We start from the raw sequence: 26,522 nt of genomic DNA on the forward strand, positions 1-26,522 counted from the left end.
CGTCAGTCGCGCTCCCAATCTTTACATAGGCTTCCCCCCGAAATGATGGACATCAACGAGATTCGCGAATACCTGCCTCACCGTTACCCGTTCCTGCTGGTGGATCGGGTAGTGGAGCTGGATACGGAAGGCAAGCGCATTCGCGCCTACAAGAATGTCAGCATCAACGAGCCGTTCTTCAACGGTCACTTCCCGGCGCACCCGATCATGCCGGGTGTGCTGATCATCGAAGCCATGGCTCAGGCTGCCGGGATCCTCGGTTTCAAGATGCTTGACGTGAAACCGGCCGACGGCACCCTTTATTACTTCGTTGGCTCCGACAAACTGCGTTTCCGCCAGCCAGTGCTGCCGGGCGATCAGTTGATCCTGGAAGCCAAGTTCATCAGTTGCAAGCGTCAGATCTGGAAGTTCGAATGCCAGGCTTCGGTCGATGGCAAACCGGTCTGCTCGGCTGAAATCATCTGTGCGGAACGCAAGCTATGAGTTTGATTGACCCTCGCGCAATCATCGATCCATCGGCCGTCCTGGCTGATGGCGTCGAGGTCGGCCCGTGGTCGATCATCGGTGCAGGTGTGGAAATCGGCGAGGGTACGGTCATCGGGCCACACGTGATCCTCAAAGGTCCGACCCGTATCGGCAAGCACAACCGCATCTACCAGTTTTCCTCGGTAGGCGAAGACACGCCGGACCTGAAATACAAGGGCGAAGAAACCCGCCTGGTGATCGGTGACCACAACGTCATCCGCGAAGGCGTGACGATTCACCGTGGCACCGTTCAGGATCGTTCCGAAACGACCCTGGGTGATCACAACCTGATCATGGCCTATGCCCACATCGGACATGACAGCGTCATCGGCAACCACTGCATTCTGGTCAACAACACTGCGCTGGCCGGCCATGTGCACGTTGATGACTGGGCGATCCTGTCCGGTTTCACCCTGGTGCATCAGTATTGCCACATTGGTGCCCACAGCTTTTCCGGCATGGGCACGGCCATCGGCAAGGATGTTCCGGCGTTCGTCACCGTATTTGGCAACCCGGCCGAAGCGCGTAGCATGAACTTCGAGGGCATGCGCCGTCGCGGTTTCAGCGAAGACGCCATCCACGCCCTGCGCCGTGCGTACAAAACGGTGTATCGCCAGGGACTGACCGTTGAGCAGGCATTGGCCGAGCTGGCCGAACTGTCCGCCCAGTTCCCGGAGGTCGCGGTGTTCCGTGACTCCATCCAGTCGTCGACCCGCGGCATCACCCGCTGACCATGGCCAATCTGCTTATTGCGCTGGTGGCGGGGGAGGCTTCCGGTGACATTCTGGGCGCAGGCCTGATGCGTGCCCTCAAGGCACAGCACCCTGCGGTGGAGTTCATCGGTGTCGGCGGCCCGCTGATGCAGGCCGAAGGCCTGACTTCCTATTTTCCGATGGAGCGTCTGTCGGTCATGGGGCTGGTGGAAGTCCTGGGACGCTTGCGTGAACTGCTCAAGCGCCGCAAGGATCTGATCGCCACGCTCATCGCTGAAAAACCGGATGTGTTCATCGGCATCGACGCACCGGATTTCAACCTCAATATCGAACTCAAGCTGCGTCAGGCCGGAATCAAGACCGTGCACTACGTCAGCCCGTCGGTGTGGGCGTGGCGGCAGAAGCGGGTGCTGAAGATCCGCGAAGGCTGCGACCTGATGCTCACGCTGCTGCCGTTCGAAGCCAGATTCTACGAAGAGAAAGGCGTACCGGTACGGTTCGTCGGCCATACGCTGGCCGACACCATTCCGCTGGAAGCCGATCGCTCTGCTGCGCGGGCCGAACTCGGTCTGCCGGACGGTCCGCTGGTGGCTTTGATGCCCGGCAGCCGGGGCGGCGAAGTCAGCCGTCTGGGGGCGCTGTTCCTCGATACCGCCGAACGCCTGCGTGCCATGCGCCCGGGCGTGCGTTTCGTCATACCCTGCGCCAACCCCGAGCGTCGCGCCCAACTCGAAGAGCTGCTGGCCGGTCGTGATCTGCCGGTGACCTTGCTCAATGGCCAATCTCACCTGGCCCTGGCGGCGTGCAATGCGGTCCTGATCGCGTCAGGCACGGCGACCCTGGAAGCGCTGCTGTACAAGCGCCCGATGGTCGTGGCCTATCGTCTTGCGCCGCTGACGTTCTGGATTCTCAAACGCATGGTCAAGAGCCCGTACGTGTCCCTGCCGAACTTGCTGGCCCAGCGATTGCTGGTGCCGGAATTGTTGCAGGATGATGCGACGGTTGAAGCACTTGCCCAGACCCTGTCGCCATTGATCGATGGTGGCGAAGAGCAGACCCGTGGCTTCGACGAGATCCATCGCACCCTGCGCCTGGACGCTTCCAATCAGGCGGCTGACGCCGTTCTGAACCTGATCGGGCACACACGATGAGCAAGACAAGCATGCAGATGGGCCTGGATTTCACCCTGGTCGCCGAAGTCGAAGAACTGGTGGCCGGCGTCGATGAAGTCGGTCGTGGCCCGCTGTGCGGCGCGGTCGTCACGGCAGCGGTTATCCTCGATCCGAATCGCCCGATCCTCGGTCTCAACGACTCGAAGAAACTCACCGAAGCCAAGCGCGAGAAACTCTACGACGAAATCTGCGAGAAGGCGCTCAGTTGGTGCATCGCCCGCGCCGAAGTCGAAGAAATCGACGAGCTGAACATCCTTCACGCCACCATGCTGGCGATGCAGCGCGCGGTCGCTGGCCTGCACATCCAGCCGAAACTGGCGATGATCGACGGCAACCGCTGTCCGAAACTGCCAATGCGTTCCGAAGCCGTGGTGCAGGGCGACGGCAAGGTGCCGGCGATTGCAGCAGCATCGATTCTGGCCAAGGTCAGCCGCGACCGCGAGATGGCGGCGTTCGAATTGATCTACCCGGGTTACGGCATCGGCGGCCATAAAGGCTATCCGACCCCCGTTCATCTGGAAGCGCTGTCACGCCTCGGGCCGACGCCGATTCACCGGCGTTCGTTTGCCCCGGTGCGGCAGGCTTATGAAGCGCTCGAAGGCCTGACGCAGGTTTAGCGGCAAGGCTGATGTTTTGTTCAGGGCCCGGTACAATCCGGGCCTTGTTGTCTCTATGTAACTGGACAGGATCACTATGCCGGCTTCATTCGTTCATCTACGCCTGCACACTGAATACTCCCTGGTCGACGGGCTGGTGCGGATCAAGCCGCTGGTCAAGGCCCTGACCGGCATGGGCATGCCGGCCGTAGCGGTGACCGACCAGAACAACATGTGTTCGCTGGTCAAATTCTATAAAAACGCCATGGGTGCCGGGATCAAGCCGATCTGCGGCGCCGACCTGTGGCTGTCGAACAAGGACCCGGACGGGCCGCTGAGCCGGATCAGCCTGCTGGTCATGAATGCCCAGGGCTATCGCAACCTGACCGAGCTGATTTCCCGTGGCTTCATCGACGGTCAGCGTAACGGCATGGTCATCATCGAGCGCGAGTGGGTCGCCGAGGCCAACGAAGGCCTGATCATGCTGTCCGCCGCCAAAGAAGGCGAGATCGGCATGGCCATGATCGGCGGCAACCCCGCCGAAGCCGAGGCGCTGGCCCGCGAATGGATGGCGGTGTTCCCGGATCGTTTCTATCTGGAAATTCAGCGTACCAACCGTCCGAACGACGAAGAGCAGTTGCACGGTGCCGTCGCCCTGGCCGAAAAGCTCGGCGCGCCGTTGGTAGCTACGAACGACGTACGCTTCATCAAGCAGGAAGACTTCGCCGCCCACGAAACCCGTGTCTGCATCGGTGAGGGCCGGGCCCTCGACGATCCACGGCGATCCAAGAACTACAGCGACCAGCAGTACCTGAAAAGCGCCGAGGAAATGGCCGAGCTGTTCAGCGACCTGCCCGATGCGATCGAGAACACCGTCGAGATCGCCAAGCGATGCAACATCGACGTGAAACTGGGCAAGCACTTCCTGCCGGATTACCCGATTCCCGATGGCATGACCATTGACGAGTATTTCCGCAAGGTCTCGTTCGATGGTCTGGAAGAGCGCCTCAGCGTGCTGCTGCCCAAGGACACCACCGAGGATTACGAGGCCAAGCGTCAGGTCTACGTCGACCGGCTGAATTTCGAGCTGGATATCATCATCCAGATGGGGTTCCCCGGTTACTTCCTGATCGTGATGGACTTTATCCAGTGGGCCAAGAACAACGGTGTTCCGGTGGGCCCAGGCCGGGGGTCGGGTGCCGGATCGCTGGTGGCCTATGTACAGAAGATCACCGACCTCGACCCGCTGGAATATGACCTGCTGTTCGAACGTTTCCTCAACCCGGAACGGGTATCGATGCCCGACTTCGACGTCGACTTCTGCATGGACGGTCGCGACCGGGTGATCGATTACGTGGCCGAAAAGTACGGCCGCAACGCGGTGAGCCAGATCATCACCTTCGGTTCCATGGCGGCGAAGGCTGTGGTCCGCGACGTGGCGCGGGCCCAGGGCAAATCGTTCGGCCTGGCGGATCGCCTGTCGAAGATGATTCCGTTCGAAGTCGGCATGACCCTGGAAAAAGCCTACGAGCAGGAAGAAATCCTGCGCGATTTCATCAAGGTCGATGAGGAAGCGGCGGAAATCTGGGAGATGGCGCGCAAGCTCGAAGGCGTGGTGCGTAACGTCGGTAAACACGCCGGTGGTGTGGTGATCGCGCCGACCAAGCTGACCGACTTCTCGCCGATCTATTGCGACGAGGCCGGCGACGGTCTGGTGACCCAGTTCGACAAGGACGACGTCGAGGCGGCCGGTCTGGTGAAGTTCGACTTCCTCGGTCTGCGGACCCTGACGATCATCGACTGGGCGCTGAAGACCATCAACCGCGACCGCGCCAAGGTCAACGAGCCGCCGCTGGACATCGCTTTCATCCCGCTGGATGACAAGCCGACCTATCAGCTGCTGCAAAAAGCTGAAACCACCGCGGTGTTCCAGCTTGAATCCCGTGGGATGAAAGAGCTGATCAAAAAGCTCAAGCCCGACTGCCTCGAAGACTTGATCGCACTGGTGGCCCTGTTCCGTCCCGGGCCGCTGCAATCGGGCATGGTGGATGACTTCATCAACCGTAAGCACGGTCGCGCGGAACTTGCGTATCCGCACCCGGATTACCAGTACGAAGGCCTGCAGCCGGTACTGGCACCGACCTACGGCATCATCCTGTATCAGGAACAGGTGATGCAGATCGCCCAGGTCATGGCCGGTTATACCCTCGGTGGCGCGGACATGCTGCGTCGGGCGATGGGTAAGAAGAAGCCCGAGGAAATGGCCAAGCAGCGCGGCGGTTTCATTGAGGGTTGTGCGTCGAACAATATCGACGCGGATCTGGCCGGTAACATTTTCGACCTGGTGGAAAAGTTCGCCGGTTACGGCTTCAACAAATCCCACTCCGCCGCCTACGGCCTGGTCTCGTATCAGACTGCCTGGCTGAAGGCTCACTACCCGGCGCCGTTCATGGCTGCGGTACTGTCGGCGGACATGCACAACACCGACAAGGTCGTGACCTTGATCGAGGAAGTGCGCACGATGAAGCTGCGCCTCGACGCGCCGGACGTGAACACTTCGGAGTTCAAGTTCACGGTGAACGACGAGGGCCGCATCGTATACGGCCTGGGCGCGATCAAAGGCGTCGGTGAAGGCCCGGTGGAAGCGATCACCGAGGCCCGTCAGACCGGTCCGTTCAAGGACCTGTTCGACTTCTGCGCCCGGGTCGACCTCAAACGTATCAACAAGCGCACGCTGGACGGACTGATCCGCAGCGGTGCGCTGGATCGCCTCGGCCCGTACTTCCACGACGAGCAGAAGGCCTATCAGGCCAACATCGACCGCAACCGCGCCGTGCTGCTGGCGGCGATGGAAGAGGCGATCAAGTCGGCCGAGCAGACCGCGCGCACCCGAGACAGCGGCCACGCCGACCTGTTTGGCGGGCTGTTCGTCGAGGAGGACGCGGACGTTTACGCGGTTCATCGCAAGGCGAAAGAGCTGACCCTCAAAGAGCGGCTCAAAGGTGAAAAAGACACCTTGGGCCTGTACCTGACCGGTCACCCGATCGACGAGTACGAAGGCGAAATCCGCCGTTTCGCCCGTCAGCGCATCATCGACCTGAAACCGGCCCGGGATACCCAGACCGTGGCGGGGATGATCATCGCCCTGCGGGTGATGAAGAACAAAAAGGGCGACAAGATGGGCTTCATCACCCTCGACGACCGCTCCGGGCGGATCGAGGCTTCGCTGTTTGCCGATGCGTTCCATTCTGCGCAATCGCTGTTGCAGACCGATGCGATGGTGGTGGTCGAAGGCGAGGTCAGCAACGATGACTTCTCCGGCGGCCTGCGGCTGCGGGTCAAGCGGGTGATGAGCATGGAAGATGCGCGCACCAACCTGGCCGAGAGCCTGCGCCTGAAGTTGCAGACCCAGGACCTGAAAGGCGATCAGCTACGCTGGTTGGGTGATTTGCTCAAGCGTCATCGCGGGGCGTGCCCGATCACCATGGAATACACCAGCCCCGACGCCAAGACCTTGCTGCAGTTTGGCGAGACCTGGCGGATCGACCCGGCGGATGCCTTGATTCAAGCCCTGCGTGACCAGTTCGGGCGAGACAACGTCTTCCTCCAATACCGTTGACCGGGAGGTGCCATCAAAGCGCCTGCCCACAACCTGAATTTTTAATCTCGACCTCAGCGCGCCTCTCCCTTAAGGTAGGGCGCGAATAGACAACCGGCCGGCCCAAGCTCATTTGGGACACGACCCAAGACGGACGCCTATGAACCCGAATTTTCTAGATTTCGAACAGCCGATCGCCGACCTGCAAGCCAAGATCGAAGAGTTGCGCTTGGTCGGTAATGACAATTCGCTGAATATCGGCGATGAGATCTCCCGCCTGCAGGACAAGAGCAAGACGCTCACCGAAGACATCTTCGGCAAGCTGACCAGCTGGCAGATCGCACGTCTGGCGCGTCACCCGAAACGTCCCTACACCCTGGACTACATCGACCACATCTTCACCGAGTTCGACGAACTGCACGGTGACCGTCACTTCTCCGACGACGCGGCCATTGTGGGCGGCGTGGCACGTCTGGAAGACCAGCCAGTGATGGTGATCGGTCACCAGAAGGGCCGTGAAGTACGTGAAAAGGTACGCCGCAACTTCGGCATGCCGCGTCCGGAAGGCTACCGCAAGGCTTGCCGCCTGATGGAAATGGCCGAGCGATTCAAGATGCCGATCCTGACCTTCATCGATACCCCGGGCGCCTACCCCGGGATCGACGCCGAAGAGCGCAACCAGAGCGAAGCGATCGCCTGGAACCTGCGTGTCATGGCTCGCCTGAAAACCCCGATCATCGCCACCGTGATTGGTGAAGGTGGTTCCGGTGGTGCACTGGCAATCGGTGTGTGCGACCAGTTGAACATGCTGCAGTACTCGACCTACGCGGTGATCTCGCCGGAAGGTTGCGCTTCGATTCTGTGGAAAACCGCAGAGAAGGCGCCGGATGCTGCCGAGGCGATGGGCATCACCGCCGAGCGTCTGAAAGGCCTGGGCATCGTCGACAAGGTGATCAGCGAGCCTCTGGGCGGCGCCCACCGTGATCCGGCCGCCGCTGCGGCCTCGATCCGCGCCGAGCTGAGCTCGCAACTGGCGATGCTGAAGAAGTTCGACAACGAAGCGCTGCTCAAGCGTCGTTACGATCGTCTGATGAGCTACGGTCTCTGATCGAACGCCGTTCTGGCTGACAATGCAAAACACTGTGGGAGCGGGCTTGCCCGCGAATGCGATGTAACATTCAACGACTGTGTTGGCTGTTTCAGCGCTTTCGCGAGCAAGCCCGCTCCCACATTTGGTTTGTGAAAAGGTAGAAAAATGGGTCAGCCCTCGATTGATTTGCCTTCCAGGCTTCTGCGCAATCTCAAGCCCTGGCTCGGTGCTTCCCATTGGCGCATCGCCTTCTCCGGTGGCCTCGATTCCACCGTTCTGCTGCACCTCCTGGCCAAACTCGCCAAAACCCAATCCATTCCGGCGCTAAGCGCCATCCATGTCCATCACGGCCTTCAGGCTGTGGCCGACGCGTGGCCGGCGCATTGTCAGGCTGTCTGCGATGAGCTGGCGGTGCCGTTGCAAGTGGTGCGTGTGCAGGTGCCGCCGGGGGCGAGTCTGGAGCGGGCGGCGCGGGATGCGCGCTACGCAGCGTTCATTGCGGCGACCCAGGCCGAGGATGTGCTGCTGACCGGGCAGCATCGCGACGATCAGGCTGAAACACTGTTGTTCCGGCTGTTGCGTGGCGCCGGGGTCAGAGGTCTCTCAGGCATGCCAGTCCAGCGAGCGCTGGGGCAGGGCAGTCTGGTTCGGCCGTTGCTCGACGTCACGCGTGCCGAGCTGGCAGCCTATGCGCAGGACCACGGCCTGCGCTGGGTCGAGGACCCTTCGAATCAGGATCGACAGTTTTCGCGCAACTATCTACGGCATCAGGTTCTGCCGTTGCTGAGCGGTCGCTGGCCTCAGGCGCACGCCAGCATGGCCCGCAGCGCGGCGCATCTGCGTGAGGCGCAAGGTTTGCTCGATGAGCTGGCGCAAATCGATCTGGCTACTGCGAAATTGCCCGCTGAGTTCGAGTGGTCGGGATTGCCGTCACTGGAGTTTTCGGCCATCGCAGGGTTGTCCGATGCCCGTCAGCGAAATGCACTCAGCCACTGGCTTGAGCCGTTGACCCGACTGCCGGATACCGACCATTGGTCGGGTTGGACGGATCTGCGGGACGCCGGTAGCGATGCCTCGCCGATCTGGCGTCTGGCGGATGGCGAGCTGCACCGAAGCGCCGGTCGCCTGTGGTGGCTCAGCGGGCAATGGTTGCGCGCGCCGGTAGTCAGCGGCGACTGGCACGAGCCATCGCTGGCGCTACGCTTGCCCGATAACGGACGTGTCATGTTCAGCGGTCAGACTCCCGTCGGGCCGCTGCAAATCCGCTATCGGCAGGGCGGCGAGGTGATGCATCTGGAGGATCGCGGTCATCGTGATCTCAAGCGCCTGCTCAATGAGCGCGCGGTGCCGGGCTTCGTGCGTGGCAGATTGCCGCTGCTGTTTCGCGGTAAGGAATTGCTCGCCGTGGCGAACCTGCCGGGGCTCGACGGCAATGCGCTGGAGGGCTGGCGATTGCATTGGCAGCCTTCTGACGAAGATCAAGGTTTGAGATGAAGGGGGCATTCCGGTAGACTACGCTCCCTTCTTGATACAACTTCTGTGGATTCGCCTGAATTGCAGGAGTTGCCGATTACCAAGCAGTCTTTGCTGGGCGATTCCAAAAAATGTGTAGCGAGCAACGTACCGGTGTTTTCACTTCCGGTCTGTCCCAACGCGGCGGTTTTTTTGAAAGGTGCACTGTGATTAATGCAGGTGATCGGGGGCTTCGGCCTTCCTTCGCTTTCCCCGGCGGCTCGGACCGCTTTAACGCAGACTTCTAGGGTTTTTCATGACGCGCTACATATTCGTCACGGGCGGTGTTGTTTCTTCTTTGGGGAAAGGCATTGCATCGGCTTCATTGGCGGCCATCCTGGAGGCGCGGGGGCTTAAGGTCACCATGCTGAAGCTGGATCCGTACATCAACGTCGACCCGGGCACCATGAGCCCGTTCCAGCACGGTGAAGTGTTCGTCACCCACGACGGCGCCGAGACCGACCTGGACCTGGGCCACTACGAGCGGTTCATCCGCACGACCATGACCCAGAACAACAACTTCACCACCGGCCGTGTCTACGAGCACGTGCTGCGCAAAGAGCGCCGTGGTGACTACCTGGGTGCAACCATCCAGGTGATTCCGCACATCACCGACGAAATCAAGCGTCGCATCATCAAGGGCGCCGGCGATGCCGACGTGGCCCTGGTGGAAATCGGCGGTACCGTTGGCGACATCGAATCGCAACCGTTCCTCGAAGCCATCCGCCAGTTGCGTGTGGAAGTCGGTTCCAAGCGCGCGATGCTGATGCACCTGACCCTGGTTCCGTACATCGCCACTGCGGGCGAGACCAAGACCAAGCCGACCCAGCACTCCGTAAAAGAGCTGCGTTCGATCGGTCTGCAGCCAGACGTGCTGATCTGCCGCTCCGACCATCCGGTGGATGTGTCGTCGCGTCGCAAGATCGCGCTGTTCACCAACGTTGAAGAGCGTGCGGTGATCTCCCTGGAAGACGTCGACACCATCTACAAGATCCCGGCCGTGCTGCACGCTCAGGGGCTGGACGATTTCGTCGTCGAGCGTTTCGGCCTGCAATGCAATGGCGCCGACCTGTCCGAGTGGGAAAAGGTTGTCGATGCCAAGCTGAACCCGGAGCACGAAGTCACCATCGCGATGGTCGGCAAGTACATGGAGCTGCTGGACGCCTACAAGTCGCTGATCGAAGCGATGAGTCACGCCGGCATCACCAACCGCACCAAGGTCAACCTGCGCTACATCGATTCCGAAGACATCGAGAACCAGGGCACCGCGCTGCTGGAAGGCGTCGACGCGATCCTCGTACCGGGCGGCTTCGGTCTGCGTGGCGTGGAAGGCAAGATCACTGCCGTTCAATACGCTCGCGAAAACAAGGTTCCATACCTGGGTATCTGCCTGGGCATGCAAGTGGCGGTCATCGAGTTCGCCCGTAACGTGCTGGGCTGGAAAGACGCCAACTCCACCGAATTCGATCGTGCCAGCGGCCATCCGGTTGTCGGCCTGATCACCGAGTGGGAAGACGCCACCGGTGCCGTTGAAGTGCGTACCGAAGCGTCCGACCTGGGCGGCACCATGCGCCTCGGCGCTCAGGAATGCCTGCTCGAAGCCGGCTCCAAGGTGCACGACTGCTACGGCAAGGATGTGATTGTCGAGCGTCACCGTCACCGTTACGAAGTGAACAACAACCTGCTGCCGCAAATCATCGAGGCCGGCCTGAAGATTTCCGGTCGTTCTTCCGATGCAGCGCTGGTTGAAGTGGTCGAAGCACCGGATCATCCATGGTTCGTCGCTTGCCAGTTCCACCCTGAGTTCACCTCGACGCCACGCGATGGCCATCCGCTGTTCAGCGGCTTCGTCAAAGCGGCATTGGCTCAACACCAGAAGAAGGCGTAACCCCGATGGCACAGAAGATCATCCGCGTCGGCGACATCGAGATTGCCAACGATAAACCCATGGTGCTGTTCGGCGGCATGAACGTGCTGGAAAGCCGTGACATGGCCATGCAGGTTTGCGAAGAGTACGTGAAGGTCACCGAAAAACTCGGTATCCCTTACGTGTTCAAGGCCAGCTTCGACAAGGCCAACCGTTCTTCTGTGACCTCCTATCGCGGTCCTGGCCTGGAAGAGGGCATGCGCATCTTCCAGGACATCAAACAAGCCTTCGGCGTGCCGATCATCACCGACGTCCACGAGCCTGACCAGGCTGCGGTCGTCGCCGAGGTCTGCGACATCATCCAGCTGCCGGCCTTCCTGTCGCGCCAGACCGATCTGGTCGTCGCGATGGCCAAGACCAACGCAGTGATCAACATCAAGAAAGCCCAGTTCCTCGCGCCTCAGGAAATGAAACACATCCTGAACAAGTGCGTGGAAGCGGGTAACGATCAGTTGATCCTCTGCGAACGTGGTTCGAGCTTCGGCTACAACAACCTCGTGGTTGACATGCTCGGCTTCGGCATCATGAAGCAGTTCGAGTACCCGGTATTCTTCGACGTGACCCATTCGCTGCAAATGCCTGGCGGTCGTTCCGACTCCGCCGGCGGTCGCCGCGCCCAGGTCACCGACCTGGCCAAGGCTGGCATGAGCCAGTCGCTGGCGGGGCTGTTCCTCGAAGCGCACCCGGATCCGGACAACGCCAAATGCGACGGCCCTTGCGCCTTGCGTCTGGACAAACTGGAGCCATTCCTGGCCCAGCTCAAAGCCCTGGACGAACTGGTGAAGAGTTTTCCGACGGTAGAAACCGCGTAAACCTCAATTCTCCGGTAAAGTACCGCACGATTTGTCGCTCATGCCCTCGGGTATGAGCGTTGTCGTCTGCAAGCTGCCCGCTGCACACCACTTGCCGACGGTAAAAAGATTTCCTCTAGCTGCGTCGTTTTCGTCAACTTTGGAGTGTTTACAACAATGGCAAAAATCGTCGACATCAAAGGTCGTGAAGTTCTCGACTCCCGTGGCAATCCCACCGTGGAAGCGGACGTGCTTCTCGACAACGGCATCATCGGCAGCGCCTGTGCGCCGTCCGGTGCATCCACTGGCTCGCGTGAAGCGCTCGAGCTGCGTGATGGCGACAAGAGCCGTTACCTGGGCAAGGGCGTGCTCAAGGCGGTAGCCAACATCAACGGTCCGATCCGCGATCTGCTGCTGGGCACCGACCCAAGCGACCAGAAAGCGCTGGATCACGCGATGATCAAGCTCGACGGTACCGAAAACAAAGCGACCCTGGGCGCCAACGCCATCCTCGCCGTGTCCCTGGCTGCGGCCAAGGCGGCTGCACAGGATCAGGACCTGCCGCTGTACGCTCACATCGCCAATCTGAACGGCACCCCGGGTGTGTACTCGATGCCGGTTCCGATGATGAACATCATCAACGGTGGCGAACACGCCGACAACAACGTCGACATCCAGGAATTCATGGTTCAGCCGGTTGGCGCCAAGTCCTTCTCGGAAGGTCTGCGCATGGGTACCGAGATTTTCCATCACCTCAAAGCCGTGCTGAAGGCCCGTGGCCTGAGCACTGCCGTCGGTGACGAAGGCGGTTTCGCGCCGAACCTGGCGTCCAACGAAGACGCACTGAAAGTGATCTCCGAAGCAGTCGCCAACGCTGGTTACAAGCTGGGCACCGACGTGACCCTGGCTCTGGACTGCGCGGCCAGCGAATTCTTCGAAGACGGCAAGTACAACCTGTCCGGCGAAGGCCAGGTGTTCACCGCTGAAGGTTTCGCCGACTACCTCAAAGGTCTGACCGAGCGTTACCCGATCATCTCGATCGAAGACGGTCTGGACGAGTCCGACTGGGCTGGCTGGAAGATCCTCACCGACAAGATCGGCGAGAAGACCCAACTGGTCGGCGACGACCTGTTCGTGACCAACACCAAGATCCTGAAAGAAGGCATCGATAAAAAGATCGCCAACTCGATCCTGATCAAGTTCAACCAGATCGGTACCCTGACCGAAACCCTGGAAGCCATCCAGATGGCCAAGGCTGCCGGTTACACCGCCGTGATCTCGCACCGTTCGGGCGAAACCGAAGATTCGACCATTGCCGACCTGGCCGTGGGTACTTCGGCTGGCCAGATCAAGACCGGTTCGCTGTGCCGTTCCGACCGCGTTTCCAAGTACAACCAACTGCTGCGTATCGAAGAGCAGTTGAATGGCAAGGCCAAGTACAACGGTCGCAGCGAGTTTCGCGGCTGAGCAGTAAATGATAGAAAGACACCGGATTGTGTCGGAAAAGTCGTGACAGCGATGGATTTGCCACTAATCTGATGCCTTATATGCACAAGCCTGGATATTCCAGGCTTCGTGCTATCAGATGCTTCAAAGTTTTTGTGTGGCTGTCTTTTTTCACTGGATACCTGATATTCGATGCGCAGTCCTTACTGGTTGTTTCTCGTCTTGCTCTTGCTGCTGGCCGGTCTGCAGTACCGCCTGTGGGTGGGCAATGGCAGTCTGGCGCAAGTCGCCGAACTGAATCAGCAAATTGCTGATCAACACGCCGAGAACGAAGCCTTGCTGGAGCGCAACCGAGTGATGGACGCTGAAGTCAGCGAGTTGAAGAAAGGCATGGAGACCGTTGAAGAGCGGGCTCGTCACGAATTGGGCATGGTCAAGGACGGCGAAACCCTTTACCAGTTGGCCCAATGATCGATTCCCTGCCGGCCTTCTGGGCCGTGATTCCTGCCGCGGGCGTCGGTGCCCGAATGGCCGCGGACCGTCCCAAGCAATACCTGCAACTGGGCGGGCGCACAATTCTCGAACACAGCCTCGGCTGTTTCCTCGATCACCCGAGCCTCAAGGGCCTGGTGGTCAGTCTTGCCGTCGATGATCCTTATTGGCCGAACCTGGCCAGCGCCAGTGATTCGCGAATTCAGCGGGTCGACGGTGGCGCCGAACGCTCCGGATCGGTGCTCAACGCCTTGCTGCATCTGCATGCGCAAGGTGCCGACGATGAAGACTGGGTGCTGGTGCACGATGCGGCGCGGCCGAACCTGAGCCGTGACGATCTCGACAAATTGCTCGCTGAGCTGACGAACGATCCGGTCGGTGGTTTGCTGGCTGTGCCGGCGAAGGACACTCTCAAGCGGGTCGACAAGCACGGTCGTGTGGTGGAAACCGTCGATCGCAGCGTGATTTGGCAAGCGTACACGCCGCAGATGTTCCGCCTCGGTGCCTTGCACCGCGCACTGGCGGACAGTCTGGTGGCGGATGCCGTGATCACTGATGAAGCTTCGGCGATGGAGTGGGCCGGGTTGGCACCGCGCCTGATCGAAGGCCGTGCGGATAACCTGAAAGTGACCCGCCCGGAAGACCTCGAATGGTTGCGTCAGCGCTGGGCCAATCGTCGTTAAGTCCGATATTCCGGCCGTTCGGCCAAACCTTCCTTGAGAAAATCCACCAGTTTGCGCACCTTGGGCGACAAGTGCCGCTGCTGCGGGTACAGCGCCCACACCGCCGTATTCGGCGGTTGATGCGTCTCCAACAAAGAAACCAACGTACCGCTGTGCAGATGTTCCAGCACGTAATAGTCCGGCAACTGGCACAGTCCGACGCCTTGTAGCGCCGCATCCAGCACCGCTTGCCCACTGTTGCAGCGCCAGTTTCCCTGTACCCGCTGGGAAAATTCCCGCCCGTTTTGTTCAAGCTGCCAGATGTCCGAGCTGCCGATCAGGCAATTGTGCCGTCCCAGTTCCGACAAACTGTGTGGGCGTCCGTACCGTTCAAGGTACGAAGGCGATGCACACAGATACATGCGTCGCGGTGCAAGGCGAGTCGCCACCAGCCGGGAATCCTGAAGTCGGCCAAGACGGATCGCCAGGTCCAGGCCTTCATGTACCAGATCGAGTTGCCGGTTAGTCAGTTCAATATCGATGCGCAGTTGCGGGTAGTGCCCCATGAACCGGGTCACCAGCGGCACGATGAAGCGTTCGCCATAGGCCACGGCGCAGGTCATGCGCAGCATGCCTTTGGGCTCGCTGGTCAGATCGCCGACCGCGCGCAGTGCTTCTTCGCGACCGTCCTGCAGACGCTGACAATGTTGCAGAAAGGTCTGGCCGGCCTCGGTCAGGGTCACGCGCCGGGTACTGCGATACAGCAAACGCGTCTGCAGACGCTCTTCCAGCCGTACGATTTGTCGACTGATGTGTGAGGAAGAAACGCCCAGGCGTTCGGCAGCCGCGGTGAACTGGCTGCATTCGGCAACGGCGACGAACTCGTCGATGCCTTCCCAGCGGTTTTCGGACATGGGGATTATCCCTGTATGGCAATAATGTTTTGCTTTTGTCCGGATTATTCATCAAGCAGCGCTGGACTACACTGACTGTCTGGTTTTTTATTCAATGGATTCACTGGAGAGTCAGCATGATCAAGTCGCGCGCCGCCGTTGCCTTCGAGGCCAAGAAGCCGCTGGAAATCGTAGAAGTCGATGTCGCCATGCCCAAGGCCGGTGAAGTATTGCTGCGCGTGGTGGCTTCCGGCGTTTGCCATACCGATGCGTACACGCTGTCCGGCGCTGACCCGGAAGGTATCTTCCCGTCGATCCTCGGCCACGAAGGCGGCGCAATCGTCGAAGCGATCGGCGAAGGCGTGACATCCGTGGCCGTCGGCGACCACGTGATTCCGCTGTACACCCCGGAATGCGGTCAGTGCAAATTCTGCAAGTCGGGCAAGACCAACCTGTGTCAGGCGATTCGCGCCACCCAGGGCAAGGGCCTGATGCCGGACGGCACTTCGCGCTTTTCCTACAAGGGCCAAACGATTTTCCACTACATGGGTACCTCGACGTTTTCCGAGTACACCGTGCTGCCGGAAATCTCCGTGGCCAGGATCTCCAAGGATGCACCGCTGGAAAAGGTCTGCCTGCTCGGTTGCGGCGTGACCACCGGTATCGGTGCGGTGATCAACACCGCCAAGGTGAAACCGGGTGACACCGTGGCGATTTTCGGCCTCGGCGGCATCGGTCTGTCGGCCGTGATCGGCGCGGTGAAGGCCAAGGCCTCACGGATCATCGCCATCGACATCAACCCGGCCAAGTTCGAAATCGCCAAGCAATTGGGTGCCACCGATTGCGTAAACCCGAAAGACTTCGATCGTCCGATCCAGGAAGTGATCGTCGACATGACCGACGGCGGCGTTGATTTCTCCTTCGAATGCATCGGCAATGTGCAACTGATGCGCGCAGCGCTCGAGTGCTGCCATAAAGGCTGGGGCGAGTCGGTCATCATCGGTGTGGCCGGTGCCGGCCAGGAAATTGCCACCCGTCCGTTCCAGCTGGTGACCGGTCGCGTCTGGCGCGGTTCGGCGTTCGGTGGCGTGCGTGGTCGTACCGAATTGCCAAGCTACGTCGACATGGCGCAAAGCGGCGAAATCCCGCTGGATACTTTCATCACTCACACCATGGGCCTGGAAGACATCAACAAGGCCTTCGACCTGATGCACGAAGGCAAGAGCATCCGTACCGTCATTCATTTCTGATCAATCACGATGCCACGACTGCCGATGTGCAGCCGTGGCTGCGTAGGAGTCCTACATGAGTCTGGAAAACATCTCCTGTCAGAAAAGTTTCGGCGGTTGGCACAAGCGCTATCGCCATCGTTCCGAAGTGCTGGGTTGCGAAATGGTGTTCGCCGTGTACCTGCCGCCGCAGGCAGAGCAGGGCGGCAAGTTGCCGGTGCTGTACTGGCTGTCGGGCCTGACGTGCACGGACGAGAACTTCATGCAGAAGGCCGGTGCCATGCGCATGGCGGCTGAATTGGGGCTGATTATCGTGGCCCCGGACACCAGTCCTCGCGGCCCAGATGTACCGGGCGATCCCGACGGGGCTTGGGATTTCGGCCTCGGTGCCGGGTTCTATCTGAATGCCACGCAGGAACCCTGGTCGCGGCACTATCGGATGCATGACTACGTCGTGCAGGAATTGCCCTCACTGGTTGAAGCGCATTTCCCGGCCTCGGACAAACGCAGCATCAGCGGCCACTCGATGGGCGGTCACGGTGCATTGGTCTGTGCCTTGCGCAATCCAGGGCGTTATCAGTCAGTATCAGCATTCTCTCCGATCAATAATCCGATGGATTGCCCGTGGGGCCAGAAAGCGTTCTCCCGCTATCTGGGCGAAGACCGTTCGAAATGGCGCGAGTGGGATGCCTGTGCGCTGATCGCCGAGACGGACGAAAAGCTGCCATTGCTGGTCGATCAGGGGGATCGCGACGACTTCCTCGCCACCCAGCTCAAACCCGAGGCCCTGCAACAAGCGGCAAAACAGGCGGGGCATCCGCTGACGTTGCGCCTGCAACCGGGCTACGATCACAGCTATTTCTTCATCGCCAGCTTCATTGACGACCACTTGCAGCATCACGCGCGCGCTCTAAAGAGTTAATGCAGGTAGAATCACGCCCTGACAAAATTCGGGGCGTTTTTTTATGCGTATTGGCCACGGCTATGATGTGCACCGTTTCGCTGAAGGCGATTTCATTACTCTGGGCGGCGTGCGAATCGCACACGGCTTCGGGCTGCTCGCTCACTCCGACGGTGACGTCCTGCTGCACGCCTTGAGCGATGCCTTGCTCGGCGCGGCCGCGCTGGGTGATATCGGCAAGCACTTCCCGGACACCGACCCGCAATTCAAGGGTGCCGACAGCCGTGTCCTGCTGCGCCATGTGGTCAGTCTGATCCACGCCAAAGGCTGGAAGGTCGGCAACGTCGACAACACCATCGTTGCCCAGGCTCCGAAAATGGCCCCCCATATCGAATCGATGCGCGCCCTGATTGCCGCGGATCTGCAAGTTGAACTGGACCAAGTGAACGTGAAAGCCACCACCACCGAGAAGCTTGGCTTCGTCGGTCGCGAAGAAGGCATCGCCGTGCATTCCGTTGCCTTGTTGCTGCGCGCATGAACGAACTGCAATTGCTCGGCCCACGGGCCTATGGCGACGCCCTCGGCACTGCGGTACTGAAAGCCATCGCCGAAGATTTTCAGGTCGATGAAGTGCTCGACATTCCGTTCAGCGGTGACGGCGAGCACCTGTGGATCTGGGTGGAAAAGCGTGGCTTGAATACAGAAGAGGCTGCACGCCGTATCGCCAAGGCGGCAGGTGTGCCGCTGCGTACGGTGAGCTATGCCGGTCTGAAGGATCGTCAGGCGCTGACCCGTCAGTGGTTCAGCGTGCAATTGCCGGGCAAGGCCGATCCGGATCTGTCGGCGGCGGAAAACGACACGCTGAAAATCCTCAAGACCACTCGCCACAAGCGCAAGTTGCAACGCGGTGCGCATTCGGCCAACGGTTTCACGTTGCGCCTGACCCAGTTCAATGGCGACAAGGCCGCCATCGACGAGCGTCTGCAACTGATCGCCAAACACGGAATCCCGAATTACTTCGGCGCCCAGCGTTTCGGCCATGACGGTGGCAACGTTGTCGATGCCCGCTCCTGGGCCGCGCGCAAGGCACTGCCGGAGCAGCGCAATGTGCGCTCGCGCCTGCTGTCGACCGCGCGCAGTTTTCTGTTCAATCAGGTGCTCGCAGCACGGGTCGCCGATGGCACGTGGCAGCGCGCCCAGGTCGGCGATCTGCTGGCCTTCACCGACAGCCGCAGCTTTTTCCCGGCCGGTGAGGCCGAGTGCAGCGACCCGCGCCTGGCGATTCTCGACCTGCACCCGACCGGCCCGCAGTGGGGCGAAGGTGACTCGCCGGCGGCCGGGGTTGTCCATGATCTGGAGCAGGGGATTGCCGCACGCGAGGCGGATCTGCGCGATTGGTTGATTAATGCCGGTATGAGCCACGAACGTCGCATCCTGCGGCTGCCCATTGGCGGGTTGACGTGGCATTATCCCGAGCCTGACATTCTGCAACTGGAATTCGTCCTCCCGGCCGGATGCTTCGCCACCGTATTGGTGCGCGAACTCGTTGATCTGGTGCCGGTGGGGCAGACGGACAGCCCATGCGTATTCTGATTTCTAACGACGATGGGGTGACTGCGCCCGGTCTTGCCGCGCTTTATGCTGCGCTGGCGGATTACACCGAGTGCGTGGTTATCGCCCCGGAACAGGACAAGAGCGGTGCCAGCAGTTCGCTGACACTCGACCGTCCGCTGCACCCGCAATACCTGGCCAACGGCTTTATCAGCCTCAATGGCACACCGACCGACTGCGTCCATCTGGGGCTCAACGGTTTGCTTGAACGCGAGCCGGACATGGTGGTGTCGGGGATCAACCTTGGCGCCAACCTGGGGGATGACGTGCTGTATTCCGGGACGGTGGCAGCCGCCCTCGAGGGCCGCTTTCTCGAGCGCCCGTCGTTTGCCTTCTCGCTGGTGTCGCGGCAGGTCGACAACCTGCCCACGGCCGCCTACTTTGCGCGCAAACTGGTCGAGGCCCATGCCGGGCTCGATCTGCCACCGCGCACGGTGTTGAACGTGAACATTCCGAATCTGCCGATCGATCACATTCGCGGCATTCAACTGACCCGTCTCGGCCATCGCGCCCGTGCGGCGGCACCGATGAAAGTCGTGGACCCGCGCGGCAAGGCCGGTTACTGGATCGCTGCGGCAGGGAACGCGGAAGACGGCGGACCGGGCACTGATTTCCATGCAGTGATGCAAGGTTACGTATCCATCACTCCGTTGCAGCTCGATCGCACCTTCAATGATGCCTTCAGAAGTCTCGACGGCTGGCTGGAGGGTCTCAACTGATGGCTCGTGAACAAGACGACAGGCTGCGCAGCGGCATCGGGATGACCTCCCAGCGAACCCGTGAACGCCTGATCCAGCGTCTGTATGAAGAGGGTGTTTCCAACGCCAGCGTGCTGGAAGTGATCCGTCGCACCCCGCGGCACCTGTTCGTCGATGAAGCACTGGCGCATCGCGCCTATGAAGACACCGCGCTGCCGATCGGCAACAACCAGACCATTTCCCAGCCTTATATGGTGGCGCGCATGAGCGAGCTGCTGCTGGAAGCCGGACCGCTGGACAAGGTGCTGGAGATCGGCACCGGTTCCGGTTACCAGACGGCGGTGCTGTCGCAACTGGTCGAGCGGGTGTTCTCGGTGGAGCGCATCAAGGTGCTGCAGGATCGGGCCAAGGAGCGTCTGGTCGAACTCAATCTGCGCAACGTGGTGTTTCGCTGGGGCGATGGCTGGGAGGGCTGGCCGGCGCTGGCGCCGTACAACGGCATTATCGTCACGGCGGTTGCCACCGATGTACCTCAGGCTTTGCTTGATCAACTGGCACCGGGCGGGCGGATGGTGATCCCGGTCGGCTCAGGCGAAGTGCAGCAATTGATGCTGATCGTGCGCGAAGAAAACGGCTTCTCCAGACACGTTCTGGGAGCGGTGCGTTTCGTGCCGTTGCTCAACGGGCCGCTCGCCTGAGCATTTGTTCGAGGCCGCTGAATTCCCGTCGAGCGCGTTTGTCTTACAGCGGCAGCAAATGTTTAAACAGGATGGATCGTCTACAAGCAAACGTGTGCGCCGGGCGATAGCGCTTCTATAAAGGTAAAGCCGGTTGCGCCCGTTATACTTGCGAAGTTTCATGCCGGAATCGGCATTCCACATTTTTCAGCCACCACAAAGGGAGCGGCGGGTGAGTCTCACAGTCATTGCGCAGCGTATGGGTAACACGAGCTTTCAGCGCCTGGTGACTGGCCTTGTCTTGAGCACCTTGCTGGTCGGTTGCTCCAGCACAAAATCGAGCAACGTGCGGGTCGTTGATCGCAACAATGCGGTGGCCCAGCGTCCGGTCGTGACGACCGGGCAGTATGTAGTCCGTCCGGGCGATACTTTGTTTTCCATCGCTTTTCGCTACGGCTGGGACTACAAAGCCCTCGCTGCCCGGAACAATATTCCTACGCCATATACGATCCATCCGGGTCAGACGATTCGCTTCGATGGCCGTACCGGTTCAACGTCGACGGCAGTCGTCACCAACTCCGGTTCTTCAGCGTCTTCGTCCAGCAAAACCACGGTTATCCGGCGCCAGGCAAATGGCACGACGACCACCACAACCACGGGTTCCGGCGCGGCTTCGACGACGGTTGTACCGTCCGTCGCCAACAAGCCAGCACCCGCTCCACTGCCACCACCGGGCCCGGCCCCGACCGGCTGGGGATGGCCATCTAATGGCATTCTCATTGGAAAATTCTCTTCAAACGGTAGTTTGAATAAAGGAATTGATATCGCCGGAGATTTGGGACAGCCTGTTTTAGCTGCGTCTGATGGGACGGTGGTATACGCCGGGAGTGGCTTAAGGGGCTACGGCGAATTGGTCATCATCAAACACAGCGAAACCTACGTCAGTGCTTACGGACACAACCGTCGGCTGTTGGTACGGGAGGGGCAGCAGGTCAAGGTCGGACAGACAATTGCCGAAATGGGGTCAACGGGTACAGACCGGGTGAAACTGCATTTTGAGATTCGCCGACAAGGTAAACCTGTAGATCCGCTGCAGTTCCTGCCAAGACGTTGATTTGCAGACCAGCCTGTTCCGTCACGTAGAGGGGACAGGCTCCAGCGTTGCCAAGGATAAAGGCGTCGCTTGAGCTTGGGGTCGAACTCACCAAAGGACTATAACAATGGCTCTCAGTAAAGAAGTGCCGGAGTTTGACATCGACGATGAGGTTCTCCTGATGGAGACCGGCATCGATTCGGATTCGATGTCGAATGATGAAGGGGCTGCTCCACCTTCCGTTCGTGCCAAATCCAAACACTCCGCTTCGCTTAAACAACACAAGTACATCGACTACACTCGGGCACTCGATGCCACGCAGTTGTACCTCAACGAAATCGGCTTTTCCCCTCTGCTCTCCCCGGAAGAAGAAGTTCATTTTGCGCGCTTGTCGCAAAGTGGCGACCCGGCCGGGCGCAAGCGCATGATCGAAAGTAACCTGCGGCTGGTCGTCAAGATCGCCCGGCGTTACGTCAATCGGGGGCTGTCGCTGCTGGATCTGATCGAAGAGGGCAACCTCGGACTGATCCGAGCGGTGGAAAAGTTCGATCCCGAGCGCGGCTTCCGCTTCTCGACCTACGCAACCTGGTGGATCCGTCAGACCATCGAACGCGCAATCATGAATCAGACCCGGACCATTCGGCTGCCGATTCATGTGGTCAAGGAGCTCAACGTGTACCTGCGGGCTGCACGGGAGCTGACGCAAAAGCTCGACCACGAACCTTCACCCGAAGAAATCGCCAACCTGCTGGAAAAACCGGTGGGCGAGGTCAAGCGCATGCTGGGCCTGAACGAGCGGGTTTCTTCGGTCGACGTCTCGCTGGGTCCGGATTCGGATAAAACCCTGCTGGACACCCTGACGGATGACCGTCCGACCGATCCATGTGAACTGCTGCAGGATGACGATCTGTCGCAGAGCATCGATCAATGGCTCTCGGAACTGACCGACAAGCAACGCGAGGTGGTGGTACGCCGCTTCGGCCTGCGCGGCCACGAGAGCAGCACGCTGGAAGATGTAGGCCTGGAGATCGGCCTGACCCGGGAACGGGTGAGACAGATCCAGGTGGAAGGCCTTAAGCGCCTTCGGGAAATTCTCGAGAAAAACGGCCTGTCGAGCGAGTCGCTGTTTCAATAAGCCGCCCGCCTGACCGCCATGCAGAAAGCCCCGACTGGTTCGGGGCTTTTTGTTTGTGTGCTGAAAGCGGCAGGTATTCCCACCTTGTAGGTTTGCGCTGTAAGCCTTTGCTGACTGTATCGTAAGTGTTCGTGATTTTTACACTGCTGCCGAAGGCGATTGTGCTCATCGCTGATCAATAACATATTGATTTATAAGGTTATATTTTAATGTTAAGGATTTATGACAACAGGATCATGCACTGAGGGCCGGTTGCCCCCTGCGGGGAACTCGTTAGTATCTGGGTTGTGTCGACGGATAGACACGCCCTTCAAGGAAGAGGGGAATGGACATCGCAGGAAGCGATTCATCAGGACGATGAAAAGGAACACAGGGAATAGGGAAAAAATGTGGGCGGGTCAAACCGCCCCTTTTTTTGCCTGAAATAAAGCAAAAACCGGAAAAGCAAAAAGGCCCGCGAGGGGCCTTTTCTTCAAACGCGCGACAGATCAGCGTTCGAGGTCTTTGATCTTGCCTTTGACGCCATCCCACTCTTCGGCATCCGGCAGCGATTCTTTCTTCTCGGTGATATTCGGCCAGATTTCGGCCAACTCGACGTTCAATTGAATGAACTCCTGCATCTCTTCCGGAACTTCGTCCTCGGAGAAAATGGCCACGGCCGGGCATTCCGGTTCGCACAGGGCGCAGTCGATGCACTCATCCGGGTGAATCACCAGGAAATTCGGGCCTTCGTAAAAGCAGTCCACCGGACAGACTTCTACGCAGTCGGTGTACTTGCACTTGATGCAGTTGTCGGTGACGACGAAGGTCATTTCTAATTTTCTCCTCAGGCGGCGGCAGCGTTGCCCCTTCACGGTTGGGGTCGCCAGGTTCGGGAGCGATGTCTGCCGGCCAGGCTATTAGCCAGCAGCATCCCGAACCGCGCGAGATTCTAACAGCTTGAAGCCGTTTGCGTTATATCCGGTTCGTCGGTGCTTAGATCCGGTTCTTAAGTGCATATAACATTTCGAGCGCACGACGCGGTGTAACGTCATCCAGATCCAGTTTGGCCAACTCATCCAGCACCGGATGCGGGAGGCTGGCAAACATGTCGCTCTGTTGCGGCGCTGCCGGTTTGCCCTTGGCGGCCGGTTTCGGCGCCTCATGTGGCAGCGCGGTATCTTCCAGGCGGCTCAAGTGTTCACGCGCACGCACGATAACTTCGCTCGGCACTCCGGCCAGTTGTGCAACCGCAAGGCCATAACTCTGGCTCGCCGGCCCCGGCAACACATGGTGCAGGAAGACGATGCGTTCATTGTGTTCGGTGGCATTGAGGTGCACGTTGGCCACCAGCGGTTCGGCTTCCGGCAACACGGTCAGTTCGAAATAGTGCGTCGCAAACAGAGTATAGGCCCGCAACTGCGCCAAACGCTCCGCCGCCGCCCACGCCAGGGACAGACCATCAAAGGTGCTGGTGCCGCGCCCGACTTCGTCCATCAGCACCAGGCTGCGCTCGGTAGCGTTGTGCAGAATGTTCGCGGTTTCGCTCATTTCCACCATGAAGGTCGAGCGCCCGCCGGCGAGGTCGTCGCTGGAACCGATCCGGGTGAAGATCCGGTCCACCAGCGACAGTTCGCAACTGGCTGCCGGCACGAAGCTGCCGATGTGCGCCAGCAGCACAATCAGTGCAGTCTGGCGCATATAGGTGGATTTACCGCCCATGTTCGGGCCGGTGATCACCAGCATGCGGGTGTTGTCGTCCAGGCTCAGGTCGTTGGCCACGAACGGCGTGGTCAGCACTTGCTCGACCACCGGGTGGCGGCCCTGGGAGATGCGCATGCACGGTTCGCTGACGAACGTCGGGCAATTCAGGTCGAGGTTCAGCGCACGTTCGGCGAGGTTGCTCAGCACGTCCAGTTCGGCGAGAGCCGAGGCGGTGTCCTGCAATGGCGGCAACTGGCTGATCAGATCTTCCAGCAATGCTTCATAAAGCATCTTCTCGCGGGCCAGGGCACGGCTCTTGGCAGACAGTGCCTTGTCTTCAAACTCTTTCAGCTCCGGGGTGATAAAGCGCTCGGCACCTTTGAGGGTCTGGCGGCGGATGTAATCTGCCGGCGCCGATTCAGCCTGTTTGCTAGGCAACTCGATGAAGTAACCGTGGATGCGGTTGTAGCCGACTTTCAGGTTGGCGAGGCCGGTACGGGCCTTCTCCCGGGCTTCCAGATCGATCAGGAACTGGCCGGCGTTCTCGCTCAGCGATTGCAGCTCGTCGAGTTCGCTGTCGTAACCGGTTTTCAGCACGCCGCCGTCGCGGATCACCGCCGGCGGATTGTCGATGATGGCTTTTTCCAGCAGCGCCGCCAGTTCCGGATAAGTGCTGGTGGTGGCCGCCAGGCGTTGCAGGTGCGGCGCTTCCAGGTCAGCCATTGCCACTTGCAGTTCAGGCAACGCGCCGAGTGCATCGCGCAAGCGGGCGAGGTCGCGAGGGCGGGCATTGCGCAGGCCGATCCGCGCCAGAATCCGCTCGATATCGCCGATTTCCTTGAGCTGCGGTTGCAGATTTTCAAAGCGATAGCGGTCGAGCAGGCAAGTGATCGAACTCTGGCGAGCGAGCAGCACGGTCAGATCGCGCAACGGACGGTTGAGCCAACGGGTCAGCAAACGGCTGCCCATGGCGGTCTGGCAACGATCGACAACCGATTGCAGGGTGTTGTCGCGGCCGCCGGCCAGGTTGGTATCGAGTTCGAGGTTACGGCGGCTGGCGCCGTCCAGCACCACGGTGTCGTCCAGCCGTTCATGACGCAGGCTGCGCAGATGGGGCAGGGCGGTGCGCTGAGTTTCCTTGGCATACGCCAGCAGGCAACCGGCGGCGCCGATGGCCAGGGTCAGGGTTTCGCAGCCAAAACCTTTCAGGTCCTGGGTGGAGAATTGCTGGCAGAGACTTTTCAGCGCCGAGTCGCGCTCGAAATCCCACGGTGCACGGCGGCGAACGCCACGGCGTTTTTCCGCCGGCAGATCCTTCGGCCAGTCATCGGGGATCAGCAGCTCGACCGGGTTGACTCGCTCCAGTTCCGCCAGCAGGTTTTCCCAGCCCTTGATCTCCAGCACGGTGAAGTTGCCGCTGGTGATGTCCAGCACGGCCAGGCCGAACAAACGCTCATCGCCCAGCACCGCCGCGATCAGGTTGTCGCGGCGCTCATCGAGCAGCGCCTCATCGCTGACCGTACCCGGGGTGATGATCCGCACCACCTGACGCTCCACCGGGCCCTTGCTGGTGGCCGGGTCGCCAACCTGCTCGCAGATCACGACCGACTCGCCGAGCTTGACCAGCTTCGCCAGATAACCTTCCGCCGCGTGATACGGAATCCCGCACATCGGAATCGCCTGACCCGCCGACTGCCCGCGCGCGGTCAGGGTGATGTCCAGCAACTTGGCCGCCTTCTTCGCGTCTTCGTAGAAGATCTCGTAGAAGTCGCCCATGCGGTAGAACATCAGCTGGTCCGGGTGCTGATTCTTTAGGCGCCAGTACTGCTGCATCATCGGAGTGTGGGAGGACAGGTCGGAGACGGCTTTATTCATCGGATTGTCAGGTAACTCGTTGGAATGTGTGGGGCAAAAGCGCGGCAGTCGCCGGGCTTTTCCGCGATGGGCGCAAGGTTACCATGGGCGGTCTGTCGGACGCAGGCATCGCGGCCGGGTGACATCTATCTGGTGCAAAAACGTCGACTATGCACGATTTATGCAAATCAGCATTTGTCTTCGCGAAAAACTTCAAGCACTAT

General features: G+C 60.1%; 23 protein-coding genes. 20 read left to right on the top strand and 3 right to left on the bottom strand.

Translation table 11 applies throughout. The annotated features are described in order from the left end of the window. Positions 1 to 42: 42 nt before the first annotated feature. The 12 genes from fabZ (at position 43) to ispD (ending at position 14,545) form a co-directional block, all read left to right on the top strand. Complete coding sequence (gene fabZ, locus AWU82_RS16040) at positions 43 to 483, top strand: 3-hydroxyacyl-ACP dehydratase FabZ (protein WP_003222142.1); 441 nt, start codon at positions 43 to 45, stop codon at positions 481 to 483. After that, positions 480 to 1,256 carry an acyl-ACP--UDP-N-acetylglucosamine O-acyltransferase gene (gene lpxA, locus AWU82_RS16045; protein ID WP_064379014.1) on the top strand — a complete coding sequence of 259 codons (777 nt, stop codon included), beginning with the start codon at positions 480 to 482 and terminating at the stop codon, positions 1,254 to 1,256. The genes fabZ and lpxA overlap by 4 nt, the downstream gene beginning before the upstream one ends. Positions 1,257 to 1,258: 2 nt before the next feature. Continuing rightward, positions 1,259 to 2,389, top strand: coding sequence for a lipid-A-disaccharide synthase (gene lpxB / locus AWU82_RS16050; protein ID WP_064379015.1), 1,131 nt, complete (start codon positions 1,259 to 1,261; stop codon positions 2,387 to 2,389). Between the two features lie 11 nt (positions 2,390 to 2,400). Continuing rightward, on the top strand, positions 2,401 to 3,027 hold the full coding sequence (gene rnhB, locus AWU82_RS16055) for a ribonuclease HII (RefSeq protein WP_064379016.1): 627 nt from the start codon (positions 2,401 to 2,403) through the stop codon (positions 3,025 to 3,027). 76 nt (positions 3,028 to 3,103) lie between these two features. After that, positions 3,104 to 6,625: a DNA polymerase III subunit alpha gene (gene dnaE / locus AWU82_RS16060; protein ID WP_064379017.1), complete on the top strand. Its 3,522-nt coding sequence runs from the start codon at positions 3,104 to 3,106 to the stop codon at positions 6,623 to 6,625. Positions 6,626 to 6,764: 139 nt separating this feature from the next. Beyond that, positions 6,765 to 7,712: an acetyl-CoA carboxylase carboxyltransferase subunit alpha gene (locus tag AWU82_RS16065; protein ID WP_064379018.1), complete on the top strand. Its 948-nt coding sequence runs from the start codon at positions 6,765 to 6,767 to the stop codon at positions 7,710 to 7,712. A gap of 147 nt (positions 7,713 to 7,859) precedes the next feature. Continuing rightward, positions 7,860 to 9,188, top strand: coding sequence for a tRNA lysidine(34) synthetase TilS (gene tilS, locus AWU82_RS16070; RefSeq protein WP_064379019.1), 1,329 nt, complete (start codon positions 7,860 to 7,862; stop codon positions 9,186 to 9,188). 274 nt (positions 9,189 to 9,462) lie between these two features. Next, complete coding sequence (gene pyrG, locus AWU82_RS16075) at positions 9,463 to 11,094, top strand: CTP synthase (protein ID WP_011332696.1); 1,632 nt, start codon at positions 9,463 to 9,465, stop codon at positions 11,092 to 11,094. A 5-nt stretch (positions 11,095 to 11,099) separates the two neighbouring features. Further along, positions 11,100 to 11,945: a 3-deoxy-8-phosphooctulonate synthase gene (gene kdsA / locus AWU82_RS16080; protein ID WP_007954807.1), complete on the top strand. Its 846-nt coding sequence runs from the start codon at positions 11,100 to 11,102 to the stop codon at positions 11,943 to 11,945. A 156-nt stretch (positions 11,946 to 12,101) separates the two neighbouring features. After that, entirely contained in the window at positions 12,102 to 13,391 is a 1,290-nt protein-coding gene (gene eno / locus AWU82_RS16085) for a phosphopyruvate hydratase (protein ID WP_007954808.1), read from the top strand. 171 nt (positions 13,392 to 13,562) lie between these two features. Continuing rightward, entirely contained in the window at positions 13,563 to 13,841 is a 279-nt protein-coding gene (gene ftsB, locus AWU82_RS16090; RefSeq protein WP_003222158.1) for a cell division protein FtsB, read from the top strand. Next, positions 13,838 to 14,545 (top strand): 2-C-methyl-D-erythritol 4-phosphate cytidylyltransferase, encoded by a 708-nt coding sequence (gene ispD / locus AWU82_RS16095; RefSeq protein WP_064379020.1) that lies wholly within the window; start codon positions 13,838 to 13,840, stop codon positions 14,543 to 14,545. Before ftsB ends, ispD begins: the two co-directional genes overlap by 4 nt. Here ispD and AWU82_RS16100 read toward each other — a convergent pair. Beyond that, the gene (locus tag AWU82_RS16100) at positions 14,542 to 15,438 is read right to left on the bottom strand and encodes a LysR family transcriptional regulator (RefSeq protein WP_064379021.1); all 897 of its coding nucleotides are present in this window, start codon (positions 15,436 to 15,438) and stop codon (positions 14,542 to 14,544) included. The genes ispD and AWU82_RS16100 overlap by 4 nt on opposite strands. 116 nt (positions 15,439 to 15,554) lie before the next feature. Here AWU82_RS16100 and AWU82_RS16105 point away from each other — a divergent pair, with 116 nt between their 5' ends. The 8 genes from AWU82_RS16105 (at position 15,555) to rpoS (ending at position 22,761) form a co-directional block, all read left to right on the top strand. Beyond that, positions 15,555 to 16,667 carry an S-(hydroxymethyl)glutathione dehydrogenase/class III alcohol dehydrogenase gene (locus AWU82_RS16105; RefSeq protein WP_064379022.1) on the top strand — a complete coding sequence of 371 codons (1,113 nt, stop codon included), beginning with the start codon at positions 15,555 to 15,557 and terminating at the stop codon, positions 16,665 to 16,667. 55 nt (positions 16,668 to 16,722) lie between these two features. Continuing rightward, complete coding sequence (gene fghA, locus AWU82_RS16110) at positions 16,723 to 17,568, top strand: S-formylglutathione hydrolase (RefSeq protein ID WP_064379023.1); 846 nt, start codon at positions 16,723 to 16,725, stop codon at positions 17,566 to 17,568. Positions 17,569 to 17,611: 43 nt separating this feature from the next. Further along, on the top strand, positions 17,612 to 18,085 hold the full coding sequence (gene ispF, locus AWU82_RS16115) for a 2-C-methyl-D-erythritol 2,4-cyclodiphosphate synthase (protein ID WP_007954821.1): 474 nt from the start codon (positions 17,612 to 17,614) through the stop codon (positions 18,083 to 18,085). Then, positions 18,082 to 19,140 (top strand): tRNA pseudouridine(13) synthase TruD, encoded by a 1,059-nt coding sequence (truD, locus tag AWU82_RS16120; protein ID WP_064379024.1) that lies wholly within the window; start codon positions 18,082 to 18,084, stop codon positions 19,138 to 19,140. The genes ispF and truD overlap by 4 nt, the downstream gene beginning before the upstream one ends. After that, entirely contained in the window at positions 19,128 to 19,877 is a 750-nt protein-coding gene (surE, locus tag AWU82_RS16125; protein WP_064379025.1) for a 5'/3'-nucleotidase SurE, read from the top strand. Before truD ends, surE begins: the two co-directional genes overlap by 13 nt. Before the next feature lie 41 nt (positions 19,878 to 19,918). Next, positions 19,919 to 20,554 carry a protein-L-isoaspartate(D-aspartate) O-methyltransferase gene (locus AWU82_RS16130; protein ID WP_170844894.1) on the top strand — a complete coding sequence of 212 codons (636 nt, stop codon included), beginning with the start codon at positions 19,919 to 19,921 and terminating at the stop codon, positions 20,552 to 20,554. Positions 20,555 to 20,765: 211 nt separating this feature from the next. Continuing rightward, entirely contained in the window at positions 20,766 to 21,647 is an 882-nt protein-coding gene (locus tag AWU82_RS16135) for a peptidoglycan DD-metalloendopeptidase family protein (RefSeq protein WP_084776899.1), read from the top strand. A 106-nt stretch (positions 21,648 to 21,753) separates the two neighbouring features. Further along, positions 21,754 to 22,761 carry an RNA polymerase sigma factor RpoS gene (gene rpoS / locus AWU82_RS16140; RefSeq protein WP_007954831.1) on the top strand — a complete coding sequence of 336 codons (1,008 nt, stop codon included), beginning with the start codon at positions 21,754 to 21,756 and terminating at the stop codon, positions 22,759 to 22,761. Positions 22,762 to 23,249: 488 nt separating this feature from the next. Here the strand turns inward: rpoS and fdxA are convergent, their stop codons facing one another. Next, on the bottom strand, positions 23,250 to 23,573 hold the full coding sequence (gene fdxA, locus AWU82_RS16145; protein ID WP_007908827.1) for a ferredoxin FdxA: 324 nt from the start codon (positions 23,571 to 23,573) through the stop codon (positions 23,250 to 23,252). 163 nt (positions 23,574 to 23,736) lie between these two features. Next, on the bottom strand, positions 23,737 to 26,319 hold the full coding sequence (mutS, locus tag AWU82_RS16150) for a DNA mismatch repair protein MutS (protein ID WP_064379026.1): 2,583 nt from the start codon (positions 26,317 to 26,319) through the stop codon (positions 23,737 to 23,739). Positions 26,320 to 26,522: the final 203 nt, after the last annotated feature.

Origin of the sequence: Pseudomonas glycinae, from assembly GCF_001594225.2 — a bacterium.
Lineage (GTDB): Bacteria > Pseudomonadota > Gammaproteobacteria > Pseudomonadales > Pseudomonadaceae > Aquipseudomonas > Aquipseudomonas glycinae.

What these genes read in the sequence shown, in the direction of transcription:
- fabZ (WP_003222142.1), top strand. Translation starts at nt 43, where the DNA reads ATGATGGACATCAACGAGATTCGCGAATACCTGCCTCACCGTTACCCG.
- lpxA (WP_064379014.1), top strand. Translation starts at nt 480, where the DNA reads ATGAGTTTGATTGACCCTCGCGCAATCATCGATCCATCGGCCGTCCTG.
- lpxB (WP_064379015.1), top strand. Translation starts at nt 1,259, where the DNA reads ATGGCCAATCTGCTTATTGCGCTGGTGGCGGGGGAGGCTTCCGGTGAC.
- rnhB (WP_064379016.1), top strand. Translation starts at nt 2,401, where the DNA reads ATGCAGATGGGCCTGGATTTCACCCTGGTCGCCGAAGTCGAAGAACTG.
- dnaE (WP_064379017.1), top strand. Translation starts at nt 3,104, where the DNA reads ATGCCGGCTTCATTCGTTCATCTACGCCTGCACACTGAATACTCCCTG.
- AWU82_RS16065 (WP_064379018.1), top strand. Translation starts at nt 6,765, where the DNA reads ATGAACCCGAATTTTCTAGATTTCGAACAGCCGATCGCCGACCTGCAA.
- tilS (WP_064379019.1), top strand. Translation starts at nt 7,860, where the DNA reads ATGGGTCAGCCCTCGATTGATTTGCCTTCCAGGCTTCTGCGCAATCTC.
- pyrG (WP_011332696.1), top strand. Translation starts at nt 9,463, where the DNA reads ATGACGCGCTACATATTCGTCACGGGCGGTGTTGTTTCTTCTTTGGGG.
- kdsA (WP_007954807.1), top strand. Translation starts at nt 11,100, where the DNA reads ATGGCACAGAAGATCATCCGCGTCGGCGACATCGAGATTGCCAACGAT.
- eno (WP_007954808.1), top strand. Translation starts at nt 12,102, where the DNA reads ATGGCAAAAATCGTCGACATCAAAGGTCGTGAAGTTCTCGACTCCCGT.
- ftsB (WP_003222158.1), top strand. Translation starts at nt 13,563, where the DNA reads ATGCGCAGTCCTTACTGGTTGTTTCTCGTCTTGCTCTTGCTGCTGGCC.
- ispD (WP_064379020.1), top strand. Translation starts at nt 13,838, where the DNA reads ATGATCGATTCCCTGCCGGCCTTCTGGGCCGTGATTCCTGCCGCGGGC.
- AWU82_RS16100 (WP_064379021.1), bottom strand. Translation starts at nt 15,438, where the DNA reads ATGTCCGAAAACCGCTGGGAAGGCATCGACGAGTTCGTCGCCGTTGCC.
- AWU82_RS16105 (WP_064379022.1), top strand. Translation starts at nt 15,555, where the DNA reads ATGATCAAGTCGCGCGCCGCCGTTGCCTTCGAGGCCAAGAAGCCGCTG.
- fghA (WP_064379023.1), top strand. Translation starts at nt 16,723, where the DNA reads ATGAGTCTGGAAAACATCTCCTGTCAGAAAAGTTTCGGCGGTTGGCAC.
- ispF (WP_007954821.1), top strand. Translation starts at nt 17,612, where the DNA reads ATGCGTATTGGCCACGGCTATGATGTGCACCGTTTCGCTGAAGGCGAT.
- truD (WP_064379024.1), top strand. Translation starts at nt 18,082, where the DNA reads ATGAACGAACTGCAATTGCTCGGCCCACGGGCCTATGGCGACGCCCTC.
- surE (WP_064379025.1), top strand. Translation starts at nt 19,128, where the DNA reads ATGCGTATTCTGATTTCTAACGACGATGGGGTGACTGCGCCCGGTCTT.
- AWU82_RS16130 (WP_170844894.1), top strand. Translation starts at nt 19,919, where the DNA reads ATGACCTCCCAGCGAACCCGTGAACGCCTGATCCAGCGTCTGTATGAA.
- rpoS (WP_007954831.1), top strand. Translation starts at nt 21,754, where the DNA reads ATGGCTCTCAGTAAAGAAGTGCCGGAGTTTGACATCGACGATGAGGTT.
- fdxA (WP_007908827.1), bottom strand. Translation starts at nt 23,573, where the DNA reads ATGACCTTCGTCGTCACCGACAACTGCATCAAGTGCAAGTACACCGAC.
- mutS (WP_064379026.1), bottom strand. Translation starts at nt 26,319, where the DNA reads ATGAATAAAGCCGTCTCCGACCTGTCCTCCCACACTCCGATGATGCAG.